This window comes from Pseudomonas sp. UBA5666 (assembly GCF_002420785.1).
Taxonomy (GTDB): domain Bacteria; phylum Pseudomonadota; class Gammaproteobacteria; order Pseudomonadales; family Pseudomonadaceae; genus Aquipseudomonas; species Aquipseudomonas fulva.
Genome location: NZ_DIIQ01000008.1, coordinates 167130 through 188637, shown reverse-complemented (window position 1 = coordinate 188637; position 21508 = coordinate 167130). Strand labels below are relative to the sequence as shown.

Annotated in this window: 15 protein-coding genes; 9 read left to right on the top strand and 6 right to left on the bottom strand. The window is 63.0% G+C overall.

Annotation, left to right across the window (positions count from 1 at the left end):
* Positions 1–240 precede the first annotated feature (240 nt).
* Entirely contained in the window at positions 241–4194 is a 3954-nt protein-coding gene (putA, locus tag B2Y33_RS06115; protein ID WP_027913995.1) for a trifunctional transcriptional regulator/proline dehydrogenase/L-glutamate gamma-semialdehyde dehydrogenase, read from the top strand.
* 246 nt (positions 4195–4440) lie between these two features.
* The gene (locus B2Y33_RS06110) at positions 4441–6243 is read left to right on the top strand and encodes an acyl-CoA dehydrogenase (protein WP_145279408.1); all 1803 of its coding nucleotides are present in this window, start codon (positions 4441–4443) and stop codon (positions 6241–6243) included.
* 18 nt (positions 6244–6261) lie between these two features.
* Here the strand turns inward: B2Y33_RS06110 and B2Y33_RS06105 are convergent, their stop codons facing one another.
* From B2Y33_RS06105 to B2Y33_RS06095, 3 genes are read right to left on the bottom strand one after another with little or no spacing between them, the layout of a single operon-like run.
* Entirely contained in the window at positions 6262–7185 is a 924-nt protein-coding gene (locus B2Y33_RS06105; protein ID WP_206405194.1) for a DMT family transporter, read from the bottom strand.
* A 2-nt stretch (positions 7186–7187) separates the two neighbouring features.
* Positions 7188–8147, bottom strand: a complete 960-nt coding sequence (locus B2Y33_RS06100) for a hypothetical protein (protein WP_027913998.1) — start codon at positions 8145–8147, stop codon at positions 7188–7190.
* Between the two features lie 24 nt (positions 8148–8171).
* On the bottom strand, positions 8172–9278 hold the full coding sequence (locus tag B2Y33_RS06095; protein ID WP_241194865.1) for a hypothetical protein: 1107 nt from the start codon (positions 9276–9278) through the stop codon (positions 8172–8174).
* Here B2Y33_RS06095 and B2Y33_RS06090 point away from each other — a divergent pair.
* The 7 genes from B2Y33_RS06090 (at position 9277) to yccS (ending at position 19676) form a co-directional block, all read left to right on the top strand.
* On the top strand, positions 9277–10131 hold the full coding sequence (locus tag B2Y33_RS06090; RefSeq protein ID WP_128610984.1) for a LysR family transcriptional regulator: 855 nt from the start codon (positions 9277–9279) through the stop codon (positions 10129–10131). The genes B2Y33_RS06095 and B2Y33_RS06090 overlap by 2 nt on opposite strands.
* A gap of 154 nt (positions 10132–10285) precedes the next feature.
* Positions 10286–11728 carry a TldD/PmbA family protein gene (locus tag B2Y33_RS06085; protein WP_145279405.1) on the top strand — a complete coding sequence of 481 codons (1443 nt, stop codon included), beginning with the start codon at positions 10286–10288 and terminating at the stop codon, positions 11726–11728.
* The gene (locus B2Y33_RS06080; RefSeq protein WP_049696720.1) at positions 11728–13047 is read left to right on the top strand and encodes a TldD/PmbA family protein; all 1320 of its coding nucleotides are present in this window, start codon (positions 11728–11730) and stop codon (positions 13045–13047) included. The genes B2Y33_RS06085 and B2Y33_RS06080 overlap by 1 nt, the downstream gene beginning before the upstream one ends.
* Positions 13048–13147: 100 nt before the next feature.
* On the top strand, positions 13148–14575 hold the full coding sequence (mdtD, locus tag B2Y33_RS06075) for a multidrug transporter subunit MdtD (protein ID WP_023533030.1): 1428 nt from the start codon (positions 13148–13150) through the stop codon (positions 14573–14575).
* Between the two features lie 112 nt (positions 14576–14687).
* Positions 14688–16025 carry an ATP-dependent RNA helicase DbpA gene (dbpA, locus tag B2Y33_RS06070; protein WP_230396040.1) on the top strand — a complete coding sequence of 446 codons (1338 nt, stop codon included), beginning with the start codon at positions 14688–14690 and terminating at the stop codon, positions 16023–16025.
* Between the two features lie 147 nt (positions 16026–16172).
* Positions 16173–17354, top strand: coding sequence for an NAD(P)/FAD-dependent oxidoreductase (locus tag B2Y33_RS06065; RefSeq protein WP_059183442.1), 1182 nt, complete (start codon positions 16173–16175; stop codon positions 17352–17354).
* 123 nt (positions 17355–17477) lie between these two features.
* Positions 17478–19676 carry a YccS family putative transporter gene (gene yccS / locus B2Y33_RS06060; protein WP_027914005.1) on the top strand — a complete coding sequence of 733 codons (2199 nt, stop codon included), beginning with the start codon at positions 17478–17480 and terminating at the stop codon, positions 19674–19676.
* A 139-nt stretch (positions 19677–19815) separates the two neighbouring features.
* Here the strand turns inward: yccS and B2Y33_RS06055 are convergent, their stop codons facing one another.
* From B2Y33_RS06055 to B2Y33_RS06045, 3 genes are all read right to left on the bottom strand, one after another.
* Entirely contained in the window at positions 19816–20553 is a 738-nt protein-coding gene (locus B2Y33_RS06055; RefSeq protein WP_132578009.1) for a substrate-binding periplasmic protein, read from the bottom strand.
* A gap of 145 nt (positions 20554–20698) precedes the next feature.
* Complete coding sequence (locus B2Y33_RS06050; RefSeq protein ID WP_027914007.1) at positions 20699–20995, bottom strand: winged helix-turn-helix domain-containing protein; 297 nt, start codon at positions 20993–20995, stop codon at positions 20699–20701.
* Between the two features lie 12 nt (positions 20996–21007).
* On the bottom strand, positions 21008–21508 hold the full coding sequence (locus B2Y33_RS06045; RefSeq protein ID WP_206405195.1) for a M48 family metallopeptidase: 501 nt from the start codon (positions 21506–21508) through the stop codon (positions 21008–21010).

The following is a 21508-nucleotide window of genomic DNA, read 5'->3' as shown; positions in this document are numbered from 1 at the left end:
GCACCCAAGTATGCATTTTCAGACAAAGCCTCGTTTTTGCTCCCTAATGGGGCAGATGAGGCTCTTTTTTAGAACAAATCCTTCCTCGCCTGACGCTTTGACCCTCACTGAAAACGACAGCCTGACGAGTTGCACCTTATTCACGACATTTTAGGGTTGCACCTGGTTGCACCCGCGTTTTCCTGAAGATAATCTTGTCGCCAGCTTAAGCCACACTCGTGGCAATAATGAGGATAAGAAATGGCGACGACCACCCTTGGGGTCAAACTCGACGACCCTACCCGTGAACGACTCAAGGCCGCTGCGCTGTCCGTGGACCGCACGCCGCACTGGTTGATCAAGCAAGCGATCTTCAGCTACCTGGAGAAGCTCGAGGGTGGCGCGACCCTGACCGAAATCAATGGCCAGACCCTCGGCCTGAACGATGAAGCCGGCGACGTGCAGCCCGAGCAGGGTCACCAGAGCTTCATGGAGTTCGCCGAAAGCATCCTGCCGCAGTCGGTGCTGCGCTCGGCCATTACCGCCGCCTACCGTCGGCCCGAGCAGGAGATGGTGCCGATGCTGCTGGAGCAGGCGCGCCTGAGCGCTCCGCTTGCCGACGCGGCCAACAAGATGGCTGCCGGCATCGCCGAGAAGCTGCGCAACCAGAAGAGCACCGGGGGCCGGGCCGGCATCGTTCAAGGCCTGCTGCAGGAATTCTCGTTGTCGTCGCAGGAAGGCGTGGCACTGATGTGCCTGGCCGAAGCGCTGCTGCGCATTCCCGACAAAGGCACCCGCGACGCCCTTATCCGCGACAAGATCAGCACCGGCAACTGGCAGCCGCACCTGGGCAACAGCCCGTCGCTGTTCGTCAATGCCGCCACCTGGGGCCTGTTGCTAACGGGCAGGCTGGTAAGCACCCACAACGAATCGGGCCTGACCTCCTCGCTGACCCGCATCATCGGCAAGAGCGGCGAGCCGATGATCCGCAAGGGCGTGGACATGGCCATGCGCCTGATGGGCGAGCAGTTCGTCACGGGCGAAACCATTGCCGAAGCACTGGCCAACGCCACGCGTTTCGAGTCCAAGGGCTTCCGTTATTCCTATGACATGCTCGGTGAAGCGGCACTCACCGAGCACGATGCCCAGAAGTACCTGGCATCCTATGAGCAAGCCATCCACTCGATCGGCAAGGCATCCAACGGCCGCGGCATCTATGAAGGCCCGGGCATCTCGATCAAGCTCTCGGCCCTGCACCCACGCTACAGCCGTGCCCAGTACGAGCGGGTGATGGAAGAGCTGTACCCGCGCCTGCTGTCGCTGACCCTGCTGGCCAAGCAATACGACATCGGCCTGAACATCGATGCCGAGGAAGCCGACCGCCTTGAGCTGTCCCTCGACCTGCTCGAGCGCCTGTGCTTCGAGCCTGCACTGGCCGGCTGGAACGGTATCGGTTTCGTCATCCAGGCGTACCAGAAGCGCTGCCCGTATGTGATCGACTACGTGATCGACCTGGCCAAGCGCAGCCGCCACCGCCTGATGATCCGCCTGGTAAAAGGCGCCTACTGGGACAGCGAAATCAAGCGTGCCCAAGTCGAAGGCCTGGAGGGCTACCCGGTCTACACGCGCAAGGTCTACACCGACGTGTCCTACGTCGCCTGCGCCCGCAAGCTGCTGGCCGTACCCGAGGCCATCTACCCGCAGTTCGCCACGCACAACGCCCATACCCTGTCGGCCATCTACCAGATCGCCGGGCAGAACTACTACCCCGGCCAGTACGAGTTCCAGTGCCTGCACGGCATGGGTGAGCCGCTGTACGAACAGGTGGTCGGCAAGATCGCCGATGGCAAGCTGAACCGCCCTTGCCGCGTGTATGCACCGGTCGGCACCCATGAAACCCTGCTGGCCTACCTGGTTCGTCGCCTGCTGGAAAACGGCGCGAACACCTCGTTCGTCAACCGCATCGCCGACCAATCCATTTCCATCCAGGAACTGGTCGCCGACCCGGTCACCAGCATCGAGCGCATGGGTACCCAGGAAGGCCGCATCGGCTTGCCACACCCCCGCATTCCACTGCCGCGTGACCTGTACGGCACCGAGCGGGCCAACTCCGCCGGCATCGACATGGCCAACGAGCACCGTCTGGCTTCGCTGTCCTGCGCCATGCTGGCCACCGCCAACAACGACTGGAAAGCCGGCCCGCTGCTGGCCTGCACCGCCAGTGACAGTGCGGCAACGCCGGTTCTGAACCCTGCCGATCACCGCGATGTGGTCGGCCACGTTCAGGAAGCGACCGTTGCAGACGTCGACAATGCCATCCAGTGCGCACTCAACGCAGCGCCCATCTGGCAGGCCACCCCGCCAGCCGAGCGCGCCGCCATCCTGGAACGCACGGCCGACCTGATGGAAGCCGAGATCCAGCCCCTGATGGGTCTGTTGATCCGCGAAGCCGGCAAGACCTTCGCCAACGCCATCGCCGAAGTGCGCGAAGCCGTCGACTTCCTGCGCTACTACGCCGTCCAGGCGCGCAACGACCTGAGCAACGATGCCCACCGCCCATTGGGCCCTGTGGTGTGCATCAGCCCTTGGAACTTCCCGCTGGCGATCTTCACCGGCCAGGTAGCCGCAGCCTTGGCCGCCGGCAACCCGGTACTGGCCAAGCCTGCCGAGCAAACCCCGCTGATCGCCGCCCAGGCGGTGCGCCTGCTGCTCGAAGCCGGCATTCCGGAAGGTGTCCTGCAACTGCTGCCGGGCCGCGGCGAAACCGTCGGTGCTGGGCTGGTGGGTGACGAGCGCGTCAAAGGCGTGATGTTCACAGGCTCCACCGAAGTGGCGCGCCTGTTGCAACGCAACGTGGCGGGTCGCCTGGATAACCAGGGTCGCCCAGTGCCATTGATCGCCGAAACCGGCGGCCAGAACGCGATGATCGTCGACTCCTCGGCCCTGACCGAGCAGGTGGTGATCGATGTCGTGTCCTCGGCCTTCGACAGTGCCGGCCAGCGTTGCTCCGCCCTGCGCGTACTGTGCCTGCAGGAAGACTCCGCCGACCGCGTGATCGAGATGCTCAAGGGCGCCATGGCCGAAAGCCGGCTCGGTTGCCCGGACCGGCTGGCCGTGGACATCGGCCCGGTGATCGACGCTGAAGCCAAGGCTGGCATCGAGAAGCACATTCAGGGCATGCGCGAGAAAGGCCGCTCGGTCTATCAGGTGGCGATTGCCGACAGTGCCGAGATCAAGCGTGGCACCTTCGTGATGCCAACCCTGATCGAACTGGACAGCCTCGACGAGCTCAAGCGCGAGATCTTCGGCCCCGTCCTGCACGTGGTGCGCTACAACCGCCGCAACCTGGACCAGTTGATCGAGCAGATCAACAATTCGGGGTACGGCCTGACCCTGGGTGTGCACACGCGTATCGACGAAACCATCGCCAAGGTGGTCGAGTCGGCCCATGCCGGCAACATGTACGTCAACCGCAACATCGTCGGCGCCGTCGTAGGTGTACAGCCGTTCGGTGGCGAAGGCCTGTCGGGCACTGGCCCGAAAGCCGGCGGTCCGCTGTACCTGTACCGCCTGCTGTCGACCCGCCCGGCGGACGCCATCGGCAGCCACTTCCAGCACCAGGACGGCGAAGCCAAGCCAGACCGCGCACTGCACGAGCAGTTGGTCAAGCCGCTCCACGCGCTGAAGGCGTGGGCCGAGAGCAATCAGCTGTCCGACCTTGCCGTGCTGTGCAGCCAGTTCGCCAGCCAGTCGCAGAGCGGTATCGCCCGTCTGCTGCCAGGCCCGACCGGCGAGCGCAACACCTACACCATCCTGCCGCGCGAACACGTGCTGTGCCTGGCTGACAACGAAGCCGACCTGCTGGCGCAGTTCGCTGCGGTGCTCGCGGTAGGCAGCTCGGCGGTGTGGGCCGACGGCGAACCGGGCAAGGCCCTGCGCGCCCGACTGCCCCGTGACTTGCAGGCCAAGGTGAAGCTGGTACCCGACTGGAACAAGGACGAAGTGGCGTTCGATGCCGTGATCCATCACGGCGATTCGGACCAGCTGCGCAGCGTCTGCCAGCAGGTGGCCAAGCGTGCCGGTGCCATCGTCGGGGTACACGGCTTGTCCAGCGGCGATCATCAGATTGCACTGGAGCGCTTGGTCATCGAGCGTGCGGTGAGTGTGAACACTGCGGCGGCTGGGGGTAACGCCAGCTTGATGACCATCGGCTAACGCTGAAGGTCGAAGAAAAGGGAGAGCTCGGGCTCTCCCTTTTTTATGGTCGCCATCTTGCCGCAGTGACAACCTGGCTAAGCAGCGGCGCCCGTCCAATAGCGGTGGTGTGACCCGTGGTATCGCAAGTGGCTTGCGGCACCACGGGCTTTACTTTTCTCACGCCATATCACCCAGACCTATTAACCTGTCCTCGCCATCCAACCCGCTTCTACACTCGCAGCATTGTGCCCCAGGACCGCCGTCATGCCCGAGACCTTGCTTAGCACCCGAAACCTGGCCTTCGAGCTCTACGAAGTCCTCGACGCCGAAAGCCTCATACAGCGCCCTCGCTTTGCCGAGCACAGCCGTGAAACCTTCGACGCCGCGCTGACCACTGCGCGCACCATCGCCGAAAAATACTTCGCGCCCCACAACCGCAAAGCTGACGAAAACGAGCCGCGCTATGTAGACGGCCGCGCTGAGCTGATCCCAGAGGTCAAGCCTGCCGTCGATGCCTTTCTTGAAGCCGGGTTCCTCAACGCCAACCGCGACTTCGAGGTCGGGGGCATGCAGTTGCCCAGCCTTGTGTCACAAGCCTGCTTTGCGCATTTCCAGGCTGCGAACGCCGGCACCACCGCCTACCCGTTCCTGACCATGGGCGCGGCCAACCTGATCGAGAGCTTCGGAAGCGAAGAACAAAAGCGCCTGTACCTGCAGCCGATGATCGAGGGCCGCTACTTCGGCACCATGGCGCTGACCGAACCCCACGCAGGGTCTTCGCTGGCCGATATCCGCACCCGCGCAGAACCTGCCGGTGACGGCAGCTACCGGCTCAGGGGCAACAAGATTTTTATTTCCGGCGGTGACCATGAGCTGTCGGAAAACATCGTGCACATGGTCCTGGCCAAACTGCCGGACGCCCCACCGGGGGTCAAAGGCATCTCGCTGTTCATCGTGCCCAAGTACCTGGTCGGGCCCGACGGTAGCCGGGGCTCGCGCAACGACGTAGCGCTTGCGGGGCTGTTTCACAAGATGGGCTGGCGCGGCACCACGTCCACTGCGCTGAACTTCGGCGACAACGGCCAGTGCGTGGGCTATCTGATCGGCCAGCCACACCAGGGCCTGGCCTGCATGTTCCAAATGATGAACGAAGCACGCATCGGCGTCGGCATGGGCGCGGTGATGCTCGGTTACGCCGGTTACCTGTACTCGCTGGACTATGCGCGTCAGCGCCCACAGGGCCGATCAGCCGACAACAAGGACCCGCAAAGCCCGGCCATCCCGATCATTGAGCACACCGATGTCAAAAGGATGCTGCTTGCGCAAAAGGCCTATGTGGAAGGCGCTTTCGACCTGGGCTTGTATGCGGCGCGGCTGTTCGACGACACCCACACCGCACCCGATGAAAACACTCGCCAGCAGGCCCAGGCGTTGCTCGACCTGTTGACGCCCATCGTCAAATCCTGGCCCTCGGCGTATTGCCTGAAAGCGAACGAACTGGCCATCCAGATTCTCGGTGGGCACGGCTATACCCGGGAGTACCCGGTCGAGCAGTATTACCGTGACAACCGCCTGAACCCCATCCACGAAGGGACCGAGGGCATCCAATCGCTCGATCTGCTGGGCCGCAAGTTGGCCCAGAACGGTGGGGCCGGGCTCAAACACTTGATGCGCCTGATCGCTGTCACTGGCGAGCGCGCCAGCCATCATCCCAACCTCGACCCGCTGCGCCATCCCCTGGAGCAGCTGGTCAACCGCTTGCAAGGTGTCACCCTGGCCCTGCTCGGCGACCTGGCCCAAGGCAAGGTTGCCGGCGCCCTGGCCAACTCGACCCTGTACCTCAAGGTCTTCGGCCATTGCGTGATTGGCTGGCGCTGGCTGCAACAGGCGATTCATGCCGAACTCGGTCTGCTTCAGTGCGGCGCCACTGACCGCGACTTCTACCTCGGCAAGCTGCAGGCAGCCCGGTATTTCCTTACCTGCGAAATACCGGGCTGCCATGCAGACCTGGCTTTGCTCGAGGCGCGCGATGACACCAGCTTGAACATGCAACCAGGGTGGTTCTAGAAGGTGGCCCAAACCCGCTCATCGTTGCGGACACTCCCCTGACGACCGCACACGTCGAGCGGTGCGGGTGATGGCAATGCCTGTGGCGACTATCGCGATACCCAGATAGGTCGTCCAGTGAATGGCATCGCCGAACATCAACGCCGCCCAAATGAGCGTTACAGGGGGTTCCAGGTAAACCAACGCGGATACCCGTGTGGCAGACAGTTTGGTCAAAAGTATCCACAGGCTCAGGTAGGCGATGAAGGTCGAAAACAACGTCAACCACGCCACCGCCACCCAGACCTGAGCGCTGCCGGGCAGCTCAATCAGGCGCAACGGCACTCCCGTGACGCTGAGCAGTACCAGCGTCGCGCTCGATTGCAGGAAGAGCGGCATCAACAAGCCTTCTTTACTGTGATCCGTGCCCATGACCGACTGTCGCCGTTGGTAGACGGTGGCAATCGATAACGTGATCGCGGCAATCAGCGGCAGCGCATACAGCCAGGGTTCGAGCCGGGTGGAAGACAGGCGGTACTCACCAAGAATCACCACACTGACACCGGCAAACCCAAGTACCAGCCCAAGCCACTCCTGCCTGCCGCTTCGCTCCTGCTGATCCGCGCTGCCCATCGCCGCCGTGATCAGGGGCTGCAGCGCGCAAATGATTGCGGCTATCCCCGCCGGCAAGCCACCGCGTATGGCAATGTAGACACTTATCAAGTACGCGAACTGGGCCAGAAATCCGATGACCGCGTTGTAGCGAACTTGCGCCCAGGACAGGTTGCGTAATCGATGCCATACAAACGGCAACAGACAGCAACTGACCAACAGGAAGCGCCAGAACAGCAAGTTCACCGCGCCTGCGTCCTGCGTGCCGAGCCGTGCGCCAATGAAACCGGAACTCCAGGACAGGACAAAGACAACTTGCAAGACCGGCATGTAGAGCGTACTCGAAGGCATGGTCACGCCCCTGTCTGACGTAATTCTTCGAAGGTGATGGGTTCGATACCCAGCCTGGCGTAGTGACGGGCTGCCGATCGATGGAGCGCCCATCGCAAGGCTAACCAATTGGGGAGTGTTCGAGGGATGCCGTCATCCGACGCCAAGTGCCAGAAGCGGTTGGAATCGTCGTTGAAGTAAGGGCAATGAAAGGACAACACGAGCGACATTCGTCGCCCACTGAGTACCGGTCGCACACCGTGGAACAACCGACTGCCGAAGATGAACAGCGCATCGCCCGATGCGTTCAGATGCGCCGTCTCGAAGGTCCGGTAGTCCAAGGCGTCGAACGTATCGACTGTGCCATTGTGATACAGGAATTCGCCGCCGGTATAACTGGCCGGTCCCGTTAACACGATGTTCAACACATAGTTCGTGCCGTCGGTGTGCCACATGCCCCTTTGCTGCTGTTGCTCGGGCGGTTTCGGGTAGTAATAGTTGACCTGCGAGCGGGCATTGAGCATCGGATAAGGCACCAGTGGCACGCCCGCGATGCGCGAGACAGCCAACAGAAATGCACGGCTGCTCATCATGTCGTTGATAAACGGCGAGCGTGCCGTCACCCCCCGCGTGCGCCGGGAAATGATCCAGTCGCTGTCACCTGCCACGTGCTCAAGGCGTGCGCAGATGTCTTGCAAAATGGTGACGCACTCAGGTGTGAACAGCCGATGAACCGCCGCAACCCCTGTGATCGTATCAACGGCCAAGCTCGCATGTGGGCTCTGGCTGTATCCCAGTTCGCCCAGCGTACGGATGTCTGCAATAGCAGGCCCCACTGGCTGCAGCAGATCGTCCCGCCAGCAAGCGTGACCATCAGAACAGGCCGTTGATGGCCGAGGCGCGCCCTTGAAGGTCGACTTGAGCGCCAGCTTGATTCGGCCCAGGCCGCGTTCGAACAAGGGCAAGGTATTCGAATGGCTCATGACGTCTATCTCCGTTTGATCACGCTATTGGAGGTATTCAGCGATCTGATAGCGCACCGAACCATCACCGCTGGCAAATTCATCGACCACCCTGCAGTCGCAATGCCGAGCCCGAGTGCGGCGAAACTGCTCCGGGGTGAATTTCAGACAGATGTTGGTCAACAGGAACCCCTCTGTTTGCCCGTGTAGGACAGGCTGCAAGGTGACTGCCACATAAACGGTTTCGTCGAGTATGCGCAGGGGCACCAGCAAGGCTTCATGCTCAGCCATGGGGCAGAAACCTTGTTGCAGGGCAACCAAACGGGAGAACTGAACCATATTGGCATTGGCGTAGAAACCGAGAATGGTTTGCTCCAGGCCAGGCTCGTATACCTGCATTTCAGAAAGAACGTAGGTCCCTTTGCCGGCCAATGTACGAATCAGTCTGCCCGTACTGACCGGCCATTCATTGCCTTCCTGGAAGCCCAGCAAGGTAATCAGTGTGATGTCCTCATCAGGATGCAACGCTTCGCGGGTCACGGTGCGATAGTCGGCAGCGATATAGTTGAAGCTGCCCTGGGCGCTCAGGATCGGACCCAGGGCATCCCTCATGGCCGGTTCGGAAGTCTGATTGATGTCGATGGCGGTGTAGCGAACGGCCGTACAGGTGTCAGCCATATGCTTGAGCAAACAAGCACTCTTGACCGGTTCCGGCCCTAGTTCAACGTAGTGAGCACTGCGGTCGCGGCCTAGAGCAGCCAGTCGTTGTGCTACATCACCAATAACGCTGCGCAGTGGTCCCCTGCCTTGCGCATCGGCGCACAAGCCAGGTTCATTCAAGCCCTGCTCGTTGAGGGCGCGCATGAGCAAAAATATCTCTTGGTTGAAGCGGTAGGTGTCTTGAGTGCCCTGTTCAGGCGGCGCGAGGGTTGAGTATTTCTCGTGGTTTTCGACGGACCATAACCGTGCCCGTTGATAGGAAGGGGTATGCACAAGAGCGTCTACAACAAAGTCGTTCAGGCTCATCCGTATCATTCCTTTGCATTTCGGCAGTGGCGCACGCTTTGACCTCACGTTAAGAGGGGCTATAAAGCCTGTACAGTTGATTAAATCGAAGTGCTGATTCGATCCAGCCAAATCAGGTGGTTTCATGGGCAAAGGTCTAGATATCAATGTGTTGAGAACTTTCCAGGCCGTGGCTCGACTCGGTCGTTTCAACGCAGCGGCAGACTATGTCCATCGCAGCCCTTCAGCGGTGACCACGCAGATACAAAAGCTCGAAGAGCAGGTTGGCCAACAGCTGTTTGCGCGTAGCAACCAGGCGGTGGCGCTCACGCCCGCAGGCCGGCATCTGCTGGGCGAGGCGACACGCTTTCTGATCGCCCACGACAAGCTGCTGGCGACGCTGTCTCCCCGGCAGCTGACCGGCAAAGTCCGTCTAGGAGTACCGGACGGCTATGCCGCCACGCTCATGAGTGAGTGTCTGCCGGTGTTCGTTGCCAGTAATCCGAAGATGGAGCTGGAAGCTGTGGCGTGCTCCAGCGCGCAGTTGCTGGACTTGTTTGCCAGGCAGCAGCTGGACCTGGCCGTGGCGGTCAGCAGCGAGCAGATCCAGCAGGGCGACTGGCTGCGCTCCACAGAACCCCGTTGGGCTGCCGCGAAGGGCTTCATCCGCGATGACAGCCGCCCGCTACCCCTGGCATTGCAATTAAAGGGCTGTCCATACCGGGAGGCAGCGCTCCAGGCATTGAAAGCCAAAGGCATCGCGTACCGTATCCTGCTGGAAAGTGCCAACTGGCATGCGGTACTGGCCTGCGTCAAAAGTGGCCTGGCAGTTGGCATCGTCGAGGCGCTCGAAGCCGACGACGCGCTCGTCTTTTTGCAAGACCAGGATCTGCCGGCGCTTCCCCCGCACGGCATCTACCTGTTGACGGACACCGCGCACCCTGTGGCAGTGCACTTGCACGCACTGCTCAAGGCTGCCATACAAAAAGAAGCCGACTAAGGGTTCGCAGCAACGCAAACGACCGTTAATGCCTGACCAGCACATCAGCAGGCTGCCATAATGACCCGGCATTGCCCGAGCCCGTAGCGCGGCCCGCCTTGGCATTGCCCAGCGCGTGGTTCCAGGGGGCCACCGTGTATCCGGAGGCTTGTCCATGTTCGATTCCAGCACCCTGCTGCGCCAGCGCTTCGCCGCCCTGCGCAGCACGGCCGATCTGTTTTCCTTGCGCCATGTCAGACAGTCGCACCAGGCCTTGTCCGTGCGCCGTAACGTTGCCGAACCGCCTGCCTTGAGCCAGGACGAGGGCGCCATGCTGACCGTGCGCATCAACGGGGTGGAGGCCTACGCTGCCACGGCCGATCTGTCCCAAAGCGGCCTTCAGCGCGCATTGGAGCAGGCTGAAAACCTCGCTCGACAGATTGCCCGCTACAGCCTGCTGGACCTGCGCGATCAGCCTGTGCCCACCGGGCGTCACGATTACCTCTCGCCTCATTTCGACCAGCCCATGCCGGGCCTTGCCGACTGCCTTGGCCTGCTCGCCGAAGAATCGGCCAGCGTGCCGTCGGACTCACGCCTGGTGGACTGGCAGGCGAGCCTTGGCATGAGCCTGGTGGAGCAGACGTACCTGAACTCGGCCGGTGCCGAACTGCGCCAGGCCCAGCGCTTTCTGTTCCCTGGTCTGGCGGTGACGGCCAGCGATGGCCAGGACAGCCAGAGCCGCAGCCTGGGCAGGGAGAACTTCGGTCAGCAGGGTGGCTTCGAAATCATCGAGCGCTGCGGCCTGAGGGGCGCTGCCCGGCAGGTTGCCGACCAGGCCCTGCAATTGCTGCAGGCGCCGAACACGCCCAGCGGCGTGCGCGACCTGTTGTTGATGCCTGACCAGATGATGCTGCAGATCCACGAGTCCATCGGCCACCCCTTGGAGATGGATCGCATCCTGGGCGACGAGCGCAACTACGCCGGGACCAGCTTCGTCAAAGTCGCCGACTTTGGCCGGTTGCAATATGGTTCCTCCCTGCTGAACGTAACCTTCGACCCGACCTTGAGCGAAGAGCTGGCCAGCTACAGCCACGACGACGATGGCACGCCGGCCAGCAAGCAATTTCTCATTCAGAACGGCGTGCTGCTGCGCCCGCTGGGCGGTGCCCTTTCCCAGTTCCGCTCTGGTCTGGGCGGCGTGGCCAACAGCCGCGCCTGCGGCTGGAACCGGGCGCCGATCGACCGCATGGCCAACCTGAACATCGAGCCGGGTGATCAATCCCTGGATCAACTGATCGCAGGAATCGAGCATGGCATCCTGATGCGCACCAACCGGTCCTGGTCCATCGACGATGCGCGCAACAAGTTCCAGTTCGGCTGCGAATGGGGCCAACTGATCGAACATGGCGAACTCAAGGGCATCGTGAAGAACCCCAACTACCGCGGCATCTCCGCACGGTTCTGGCGCAACCTGGCCGCCGTCGGCGACCGCAGCACCTTCCAGGTCCTGGGTACCCCAAATTGCGGCAAGGGCGAGCCCAACCAGGTGATCCGGGTCGGCCACGCCTCGCCGGCTTGCGTGTTCAGCGCCATCGACGTGTTTGGAGGAGATGCATGATGAAACAGGCCTTCCAATCCCTCATCGACACCCTGGGCTCTGCCCTTCAGGCAGGCGAACACTACACCCTGGGGTTGAGCGCCGAGCAGTCGCAGTTCGTGCGCTTGAACCACGCCAAGGTCCGTCAGGCGGGCGAGGTAAGCCAGGCCAGTGCTCACCTGCGTCTGATCCACGCCGGTCGTCAGGCCGAGCAACAGCTGACCCTTAGCGGTGATAGGCACCTGGACCGTCAGCGCTTGCTCGACGCCCTGTCGCAACTGCGCCAGATCCTGCCACTGCTGGCAGCAGACCCGTACCTGAGCCTGGATGACAGTGCCTGGCGCAGTGACAGCCAACAGACGCAGGCCCTGCCCGACCTGAATGAGGTGCTGGCCCTGCTGGAACAGGAAGCCGGTGACCTAGACCTGGTCGGCATTTATGCCGCAGGCCCGATCTGGCGCGGTTTCGCCAGCTCATTCGGCGCCTTTGGCTGGCACCAGGCTAATAGCTTCAACATCGACTGGAGCCTGTTCCACGAGAGCGGCCAGGCGGTCAAGGCCAACTATGCCGGGCAGGTATGGCGCGCCGACGACTTTACCGCTCGCCTGCGCCAGGCTCGGGCGCAGTTGGGCCACTTGGGGCGTGCGCCGGTGGTACTCCAACCCGGCAGCTACCGCGCCTACCTGGCGCCTGCGGCCATGGACGAAATCGCCGGCATGCTGTGCTGGGGCGGTTTCTCGGCGCAGGCCCTGGCGACCGGCAGCAGTGCCTTGCAGCGTTTGTACAGCGGTGATGCCACACTCAGCCCACTGATCAGCTTCACCGAGCAGGTCAGCGGCTCATTGAGCCCGGCGTTCTCCGACGAAGGTTCACCGCGCCTGGACGTGGCGCTGATCGAGCAGGGCAAACCAGCACAACGCCTGGCCTGCGCGCGCAGCGCAGCCGAATTCGGGGTGTTGGCCAATGGTGCCGACAGCTACGAGTCGCCCTGCGCACTCAGCCTCGCACCCGGCCAATTACCCCGTGAACAGGTCCTGGCGCGGCTCGGCACCGGCCTTTACATCAGTAACCTCTGGTACTTGAACTACTCCGACCTGCCCGCAGCGCGCATGACCGGCCTGACCCGCTTCGCCACGTTCTGGGTGCAGGACGGGCAGATCCAGGGGCCGGTCAACACGATGCGCTTCGATGACAGCCTGTACAACCTGCTGGGCGACCAACTGGAGGCGCTGACGTGCGAGCGGGAGCTGATCCTCTCCACCAGTACCTATGGGCAACGCAGTACCGGATCGAGTCATTTGCCGGGCGCGCTGGTCAAAGCGCTGACGCTGACATTGTGATTGGAATTTGCCGGCCCCTTCATGGCGGTCGCCACGCCTGCCTTGCCCCGTAGGCGCGGCGTTCGCCGTGAAGAGGCCAGTACAGACAGACGAGGACGTCATGCCCGAACGCACCCCGCTCGACCCCATCACCGCCCGCTGGCTGCCATGGGTGGTGGCGATCGCCTTCTTCATGCAGTCGCTGGACGGCACCATTCTCAACACCGCCCTGCCCGCCATGGCCCGCTCCCTGGCCGAAGACCCCCTGCGCATGCAGGGTGTGATCATTTCGTACATGCTCACCGTGGCCTTGCTGATCCCCGCCTCGGGCTGGATCGCCGACCGCTTCGGCACCAAGCGCATCTTTTTCAGTGCCATCTTGCTGTTCAGTTTCGGTTCGTTGCTGTGCGCGGTGGCCAACAGCTTGGGCTTTTTGATCTTCGCGCGGATCGTGCAGGGGCTCGGCGGGGCGCTGATGCTGCCGGTCGGCCGGCTGGTGGTGCTGCGTGCCTACCCTCGCACCGAACTGGTGCGCATCATGAGTTTCATCACCATCCCCGGTCTGCTCGGGCCATTGCTGGGCCCGACGGTAGGTGGCTGGCTGGTGGAGATCCTGAGCTGGCACTGGATCTTCCTGCTCAACTTGCCGGTCGGCCTGCTGGGCTGCTACGCCGTCTGGAAGTTCATACCCGACCTGCGCGGCGCCGAGCGCACTACGTTCGACGGGCCGGGCTTTTTGCTGTTCGGCGCCGCGATGGTGCTGATCACTATCGCCATGGAAGGCCTGGGCGAGCTGCACCTGCCGCACTTGCGCGTCATGTTGCTGCTGTTCGCCGGCATGGCCTGCCTGGCGGCCTACTGGCTGCGGGCCGGGCGCGACCCGGAGCCGTTGTTCTCTCCCAGCCTGTTCCGGGTACGTACCTTCGCCATCGGTATCTTGGGCAACCTGTTCGCCCGCCTGGGCAGCGGGGCACTGCCGTTCCTGGTACCGCTGCTGCTGCAGGTAGCGCTTGGCTATTCACCGGCACAGGCGGGCATGAGCATGATCCCCTTGGCGGCGGCGGCCATGGTCGCCAAGTCCGTGGCCAGGCCGCTGATCGAACGCCTTGGTTATCGCATCATCCTGACCGGCAATACGGTGCTGCTGGGCGTACTGCTGGCCGGCCTGGGCCTGGTGGACGAGCAGACCCCGTACTGGCTGCTGCTGGTGCAACTTGGCCTGCTGGGCGCCGTAAATTCCCTGCAGTTCACTGCCATGAACACGGTGACGCTGATCGACCTGGACGATGCCAGCGCCAGTAGCGGCAACAGCTTGTTGTCGGTGGTCGCCCAGCTGTCGCTGAGCCTGGGGGTGGCCTGTGCCGGTGCGCTGCTGGGCGGTTTCACGGCAGCAGGCAGCGCCGAAGGCGTGGAAACCACCCTGGGTGCGTTCCAGCTGACGTTCTTCACCATTGGCATCATGGCCATGCTGGCGGCGGCCATCTTCCTGCAACTGGCGCCGACGGACGGAAGGCGTGCCCGTCGTCCGGAAGAGCACGTGGAGTCTTAGGGCGAATGGCGTCGGGGCTGGTAGACTGTGCAGCATTTTTCGCTTCGCACCGTAGGCCCGCCTCGTGACCACCGATTCCACCGCCTTTGCCACCTTGCCGTTGTCCGCCGCCATGCTGGCCAACCTGGACGCCCTCGGCTACACCTCGATGACGCCGATCCAGGCCCAGAGCCTGCCGGTCATTCTCAAGGGCCAGGACCTGATCGCCCAGGCCAAGACCGGGAGCGGCAAGACCGCCGCCTTTGGTATCGGCTTGCTCAACCCGATCAACCCTCGGTACTTCGGCTGCCAGGCGCTGGTGCTGTGCCCCACGCGCGAGCTCGCCGACCAGGTGGCCAAGGAACTGCGTCGCCTGGCCCGTGCCGAAGACAACATCAAGATCCTGACGCTGTGTGGCGGCGTGTCGCTGGGCCCTCAGATCGCCTCCCTGGAGCACGGTGCGCACATCATCGTCGGCACCCCGGGCCGCATCCAGCAGCACCTGGACAAGGGCACGCTGGTTTTGGGCGGCCTGAACACGCTGATCCTCGACGAAGCCGACCGCATGCTCGACATGGGTTTCTTCGATGCCATCGCCAGCATCATCGCCAAGACCCCAGCGCGCCGCCAGACCTTGCTGTTCTCCGCCACCTACCCCTCCAGCATCAAGCAGCTGGCGGCCGATTTCATGCGCGACCCGCAGCAGGTCAGGGTCGAGAGCCTGCATACCGACAACCAGATCGAGCAGCGCTTCATCGAAATCGCCCCCGAGCAGCGCCTTGAGGCGGTGACCCGTGTGCTGGCCCATTATCGTCCCCAGTCCTGCGTGGCGTTCTGCTTCACCAAGCAGCAGTGCGAGGACGTGGTGGCCCACCTCACGGCCAAGGGCATCGTGGCCCAGGCGCTGCACGGTGACCTGGAGCAGCGTGACCGCGACCAGGTGCTGACCATGTTCGCCAACCGCAGCAGCTCGGTGCTGGTGGCCACCGATGTGGCCGCCCGTGGCCTGGACATCGACGGCCTGGACATGGTCATCAACGTGGAACTGGCGCGTGATGCCGAAATCCACGTGCACCGGGTGGGCCGCACGGGCCGCGCTGGCGAGAAGGGTATCGCAGTCAGCCTGGTCGCGCCTGCCGAAGGCCATCGCGCCCAGGCCATCGAAGCCTTGCAGAAGAGCCCGCTGCGCTGGGACCTGTTGGACAGCCTCAAGAACAAAGGCGGCGAGCCACTGCTGCCGGTCATGAGCACACTGTGCATCGCAGCCGGGCGCAAGGACAAGCTGCGCCCGGGCGATATCCTCGGTGCGCTGACCGGTGATGCCGGCATCCCCGGCAAGCAGGTGGGCAAGATCGCGATCTTTGATTTCCAGGCATTTGTGGCAGTTGAGCGGGCACTGGCCAAGCAGGCCATGCAGCGCTTGAATAGCGGCAAGATCAAGGGCCGCTCCCTGAAAGTCCGCATCGTCTGACATTTATTTCGGGCCGCGTTGCAGCCTGTCGCAAACAAGCCAGCCCCCACAGGGTCATCACAGGCCTCAAGCCGGTGCCGTCCCTGTGGGGGCTGGCTTGCCTGCGATGGGCTGCAACACGGCCGCGGCTATTGATGAGGTAACACCGTGCACTCCACCGACGTGATCATCCTGGGCGCAGGCGCTGCCGGCCTGATGTGTGCCCAGCTCAGCGCCCGCCGGGGCCGCCGGGTCCTGCTGCTCGACCACGCCAACAAGCCAGGCAAGAAGATCCTGATGTCCGGCGGCGGGCGCTGCAATTTCACCAACCTGTACACCGAGCCGAGCAATTTCCTCTCGCACAACGCGCACTTCTGCAAGTCGGCCCTGGCGCGTTACACCCAGTGGGACTTCATCGAGCTGGTGTGCAAGCATGGCGTGCCCTACCACGAGAAAAAGCTGGGCCAGCTGTTCTGCGACAACAAGGCCAGTGACATCCTTGACATGCTCCTGGCCGAGTGCGACGAAGCCGGCGCCGAAATCCGCATGCACACCAGCATCGAGCAGATCGACAAGACCGACAGCGGCTACCTGCTGCGCACCAGCGCTGGCCCATTCGCTTGCCAGTCGTTGGTGATCGCGACGGGCGGCCTGTCCATCCCGACGTTGGGTGCGACCGGTTTCGGCTACCAGGTGGCCCGACAGTTTGGCCATACCTTGCTGCCAACCCGCGCGGGTCTGGTGCCGTTCACCATCACCGAGCCCCAGCTCAAGGCCATGTGCACCGAACTGTCCGGCACCTCGCTGGACTGCACCGCCAGTTGCAACGGCACCAGCTTCCGTGAAAATCTGCTGTTCACCCACCGGGGCCTGAGCGGCCCGGCGATCTTGCAGGTTTCTTCATTCTGGGAAGCTGGCGATACGCTTGAGATCAACCTGTTGCCTGACCGCGATGCGCTGGACTGGTTGCACACCCAGCAAACCGAGCGCGGCAATGCTGAACTCAGGACCGTACTGGGCGAGGTGTTCACGCGCAAGCTGGCCACTTTGCTGGCCGAGCAGTGGTTCGAATCCAAGCCGATGAAGCAGTACACACCGGCCGAACTGGCCCTGATCGCCGACAAGCTGGCACGCTGGCAACTGGTGCCTGCCGGCACCGAAGGCTACCGCACCGCCGAAGTGACCCTGGGCGGCGTGGACACCCGTGAGGTCTCGTCCAAGACGATGGAGTCGCTCAAGAGCCCTGGGCTTTACTTCATCGGTGAAGTGCTGGACGTGACGGGGCACCTTGGTGGCTTCAACTTCCAGTGGGCCTGGGCATCGGCCAACGCCGCGGCGCAGTTCGTCTAGGGTAGAATCCAACGCGCAGCACGGAACGCTTCTTGCTGGCACGTGCTCAATAGCGGGTGGCGGGGCATCTGGCTGCCCGCTCATCGCTACGGTATTTCTACGATCACTGCCCGGCAGGCCATCATGTCATCGAGCTCGTTACGTCATTCATTGCGTCGCCTGTGGGGCCAGGACAAGTTCAGCTACAGCATCCGGGTGACCATTGCCCTTACCGGCAGCCTTGCCCTGTGCTGGCACCAGAACGAAATGGCCCTGTTGATCCCGCTGTTTCTGGGCATCATCGCCAGTGCCCTGGCTGAAACCGATGACAGCTGGCAAGGCCGCCTCAGCGCCCTGGCGGTCACCCTGGTGTGTTTTGCCATCGCGGCGCTCGCGGTCGAACTGCTGTTCCCCTACCCCCTGATCTTCGTCTGCGCCTTGGCCCTGGCAGCGTTTGCCTTGACCATGCTGGGCGCTTTGGGCGAGCGCTACGGCGCCATCGCATCGGCAACGCTGATCACAGCGGTGTACACGATGATCGGTGTGGACCAGCGCGGCGGGCAGGTGACGGACTTCTGGCACGAACCCATGCTGCTGGTGGCGGGTGCGGCCTGGTATGGGCTGCTCTCGGTGCTGTGGCAGGCATTGTTTTCCAACCAGCCGGTGCAGCAAAGCCTGGCGAAACTGTTCTTCGAACTGGGCAGCTACCTCAAGCTCAAGGCCAGCCTGTTCGAGCCTGTCCGCACCCTGGACGTCGAGGCACGTCGGCTTGAACTGGCCCAGCAAAATGGCAAGGTGGTGGCGGCCCTCAATGCGGCGAAGGAAATCATCCTGCACCGGGTGGGCAACAGCCAACCCAACTCCAAGGTCAGCCGCTACCTGAAACTCTACTTCCTGGCCCAGGATATCCATGAGCGGGTCAGCGCCTCCCACTACCCCTACAATGCACTGGCCGAAGCCTTCTTCCACAGCGATGTGATGTTCCGGTGCCAGCGCCTGCTGCGCAAGCAAGGCGCCTCGTGCCAGGAGCTGGCACGCTCGATTCGGCTGCGACAACCTTTCGTGCTGGCCAGCGGCTTTACCGAGGCACTCGAAGACCTCAACGCTTCGCTCGAACACCTGCGCGGCCAGAACAACCCGGCCTGGCGCGGGCTGCTGCGCTCATTGCGTGCACTGGCGGCCAACCTGGCCACGCTCGATCGCCTGCTCGGTGCTGCAAGCAATCCCGACAGCCTGGCCGATGCCAGCGACAGCAGCCTGCTGGACCGCTCGCCGCGCTCGCTCAGGGACATGGGCAAGCGCCTGCGCACGCAATTGACGCCCACCTCGCTGCTGTTCCGCCATGCTCTGCGCCTGCCGCTGGCCCTGTCCATCGGTTACGGCATGGTGCACCTGATCCACCCAACCCAGGGCTACTGGATCATCCTCACCACCCTGTTCGTGTGCCAACCCAACTACGGGGCGACCCGGCGTAAACTGGTGCAGCGCATCATCGGCACCGCCGTAGGCCTGACCGTTGGCTGGGCGCTGTTCGACCTGTTCCCCAACCCGGTCATCCAGTCGCTGTTCGCGGTCGTGGCGGGGGTGGTGTTCTTCGTCAACCGGACCACGCGCTACACCCTGGCCACGGCCGCGATCACACTGATGGTGCTGTTCTGTTTCAACCAGATCGGCGATGGCTACGGGCTGTTCCTGCCAAGGCTGTTCGATACCCTGATCGGGAGCCTGATCGCCATCCTTGCCGTGTTCCTGTTCCTGCCCGACTGGCAAGGCCGCCGCTTGAACAAGGCGCTGGCCAACACACTGATCTGCGCCAGCGAATACCTGCGCCAGATCATGCAGCAATATGCCTACGGCAAGCGCGACGACCTGGCCTATCGCCTGGCGCGGCGCAATGCCCACAATGCCGATGCAGCGCTGTCGACGACCCTGGCCAACATGCTCATGGAGCCTGGCCACTTTCGCAAGGAGGCCGATGTGGGCTTCCGCTTCCTGGTGCTGTCGCACACCCTGCTCAGCTACCTGTCGGGACTGGGCGCCCACCGCGACACGGCCCTTCCGGCCGAGGCACGGGAGCACTTGATCGAGGATGCGGGCAGCCGCCTGGCGAACAGCCTTGAGGAGATAGCCAATGGCCTGGCGGCGCGTTCACCGGTAGCGATTCACAGTGATGCCGAAGAAGCGCTCGCCACCGCTCTTGAACAGATGCCCGAGGAGGTGGATGAACATCAGCGCCTGGTACAGACGCAACTGGCATTGATCTGCCGCCAGTTGGCCCCTTTGCGCACGTTGGCGGCGCATTTGATCAAGAAGGATGCTTCGGCAGGTGACGCCTCGCGTTAGGTCTGGCGCGAGGGTAAATAGCCTGCTTTGCCTACGAAGACGGGCAAATCTCCAGGCGCTGCGGACCGGCCATGATCAGCTGCGAAGCTCAAATCCGAAGCCACTGCCAAGCCGGCGCCTGGGAACGCCACCCGCTCGCCTAGAACCCATACTGATGCAGTAACCGGTCATAACTGCCATCGGCCTTCATGGCGGCGATGGCCGCATCGAAGCGCGCGACGATCGACTCGTGGTCCGGATGCTTCAGGCTGACCAGGATGTGCAGCGGGTTCTCGCCCAGTACAGGCTCCATCAGCTCTACCTTGTCACGCACATTGTCCGGCTCGCGCTGCAGGTGATAGCGGGCCACGTACTCGTCCTCCACGGCCAAGCTTACACGCCCCGCCGCCAGCATGCGCACGGCGGACGAAAAGGTACTGACCGCAACCTTGTGCAAGCGGGTATTGCCGTCGAACGCGCTCGAGTAGGCGTAATCACGCACCACGGCGATGCTGTAGGGGTACAGGTCCGAGAGGTGCTCGTAATGCAGGCCCGCGTCCTTGCGCTGCAGCAGGCGGATGCGGTTGCTCAGGTAGGCGCTGGAAAACTGCCCGATGCGTGCGCGCGCGTCGTTGTGCCAGGCGTTGATCAGTATGTCGTAACGGCCGTCACCGACGCCTGCCAGGGCCCGCGCCCAGGGTGCCTCCTCGAAGCTGCTGCTGTAGCCCGCCCGCGTCAGCGCCGTGGTCACGATGCTGATGGCCAAACCGCCGCCAGGCATGCTGGCGTCAGTGAAGGGCGGCCAATGGTCCGATACCAGCCGCAGCTTGGCGGCGGCTGCGGCCGGGGGCACCATGACAGTGGCCAGTAACCCGAGAACACAAAGCATCAGCCGCATGCCCAAGCCCTTGTGCGGTGAAGAAACGTACACTGCGAATGAGCTTACACAAAGGCTCTGGCCGGGGCAGCGGCCAATAGTGTCATCTAGCCTCTATTCTGGCCGAACCTGCGATTTTTATTGCAGCGGCCTTAGCGGGTACAGGTCAGGGATAACCCAGTACCTGGCGTACCTGATTCAGGTGAAGCTCGATCCACTGCCGGTCGATGGCCCCCCAGTCCTGTATACGGTAGTGACCTGCGTGATTGCGCGCGCCTTCCTGCTGCTCGAAGGTGCAGACGATGTCCAGGTCGGCCAGCGCCGCAAGGGTGTCCTGGGCCGTGCGCCGGGGCATGCCCGTAGCCTGCATCAGCGCAGGCACGCTGGTAGCGGTCTGGCTGTCGATCAGCCAGGCGACGTAAAGACGGCGGTAGAAACTGCTTTTTGTCTTGCTCACTTCCATGCTGCGGGGTCCTCAAGCGTTGCCCGGCAATTCCCGATAGGTCAGGTAGACGCGCAGGTCGAATTCCAGTTGATGGTAGTCCGGCTCCATGTGCTGACAGAGCTGGTAAAACGCCTTGTTGTGGTCACGCTCGTGCAAATGCGCCAACTCGTGCACCACGATCATGCGTAGAAATTGCGGCGCGGCCTCCTTGAACAGCGAGGCGATGCGGATCTCCTTCTTGGCCTTGAGTTTGCCGCCCTGCACGCGAGAGACAGCAGTGTTCAGGCCCAGCGCCCGGTGGGTCAGGTCCAGGCGGTTGTCGAACAGCACCTTGTCCAGCGGCGGTGCACTGCGCAGAAAACGCTGGCGCAGTTCCTGGGCGTAGCCGTACAGGGCCTTGTCGCTTTGTACCTCGTGGCGCTCTGGATAGCGCTTGTGCAGGTACTCGCCAAGGCGGTCGCTGTCGATCATCTGCCGCACTTGCTGTTGCAGGTGCGGTGGGTAGGCTTGCAGGTAGCGTAGGACGGTCAT

Bases quoted from the DNA above. Each gene is read 5' to 3' on its own strand.
- putA (WP_027913995.1), top strand. From the start codon at position 241: ATGGCGACGACCACCCTTGGGGTCAAACTCGACGACCCTACCCGTGAA.
- B2Y33_RS06110 (WP_145279408.1), top strand. From the start codon at position 4,441: ATGCCCGAGACCTTGCTTAGCACCCGAAACCTGGCCTTCGAGCTCTAC.
- B2Y33_RS06105 (WP_206405194.1), bottom strand. From the start codon at position 7,185: ATGCCTTCGAGTACGCTCTACATGCCGGTCTTGCAAGTTGTCTTTGTC.
- B2Y33_RS06100 (WP_027913998.1), bottom strand. From the start codon at position 8,147: ATGAGCCATTCGAATACCTTGCCCTTGTTCGAACGCGGCCTGGGCCGA.
- B2Y33_RS06090 (WP_128610984.1), top strand. From the start codon at position 9,277: ATGGGCAAAGGTCTAGATATCAATGTGTTGAGAACTTTCCAGGCCGTG.
- B2Y33_RS06095 (WP_241194865.1), bottom strand. From the start codon at position 9,278: ATGAAACCACCTGATTTGGCTGGATCGAATCAGCACTTCGATTTAATC.
- B2Y33_RS06085 (WP_145279405.1), top strand. From the start codon at position 10,286: ATGTTCGATTCCAGCACCCTGCTGCGCCAGCGCTTCGCCGCCCTGCGC.
- B2Y33_RS06080 (WP_049696720.1), top strand. From the start codon at position 11,728: ATGAAACAGGCCTTCCAATCCCTCATCGACACCCTGGGCTCTGCCCTT.
- mdtD (WP_023533030.1), top strand. From the start codon at position 13,148: ATGCCCGAACGCACCCCGCTCGACCCCATCACCGCCCGCTGGCTGCCA.
- dbpA (WP_230396040.1), top strand. From the start codon at position 14,688: ATGCTGGCCAACCTGGACGCCCTCGGCTACACCTCGATGACGCCGATC.
- yccS (WP_027914005.1), top strand. From the start codon at position 17,478: ATGTCATCGAGCTCGTTACGTCATTCATTGCGTCGCCTGTGGGGCCAG.
- B2Y33_RS06055 (WP_132578009.1), bottom strand. From the start codon at position 20,553: ATGCGGCTGATGCTTTGTGTTCTCGGGTTACTGGCCACTGTCATGGTG.
- B2Y33_RS06050 (WP_027914007.1), bottom strand. From the start codon at position 20,995: ATGGAAGTGAGCAAGACAAAAAGCAGTTTCTACCGCCGTCTTTACGTC.
- B2Y33_RS06045 (WP_206405195.1), bottom strand. From the start codon at position 21,508: ATGACCGTCCTACGCTACCTGCAAGCCTACCCACCGCACCTGCAACAG.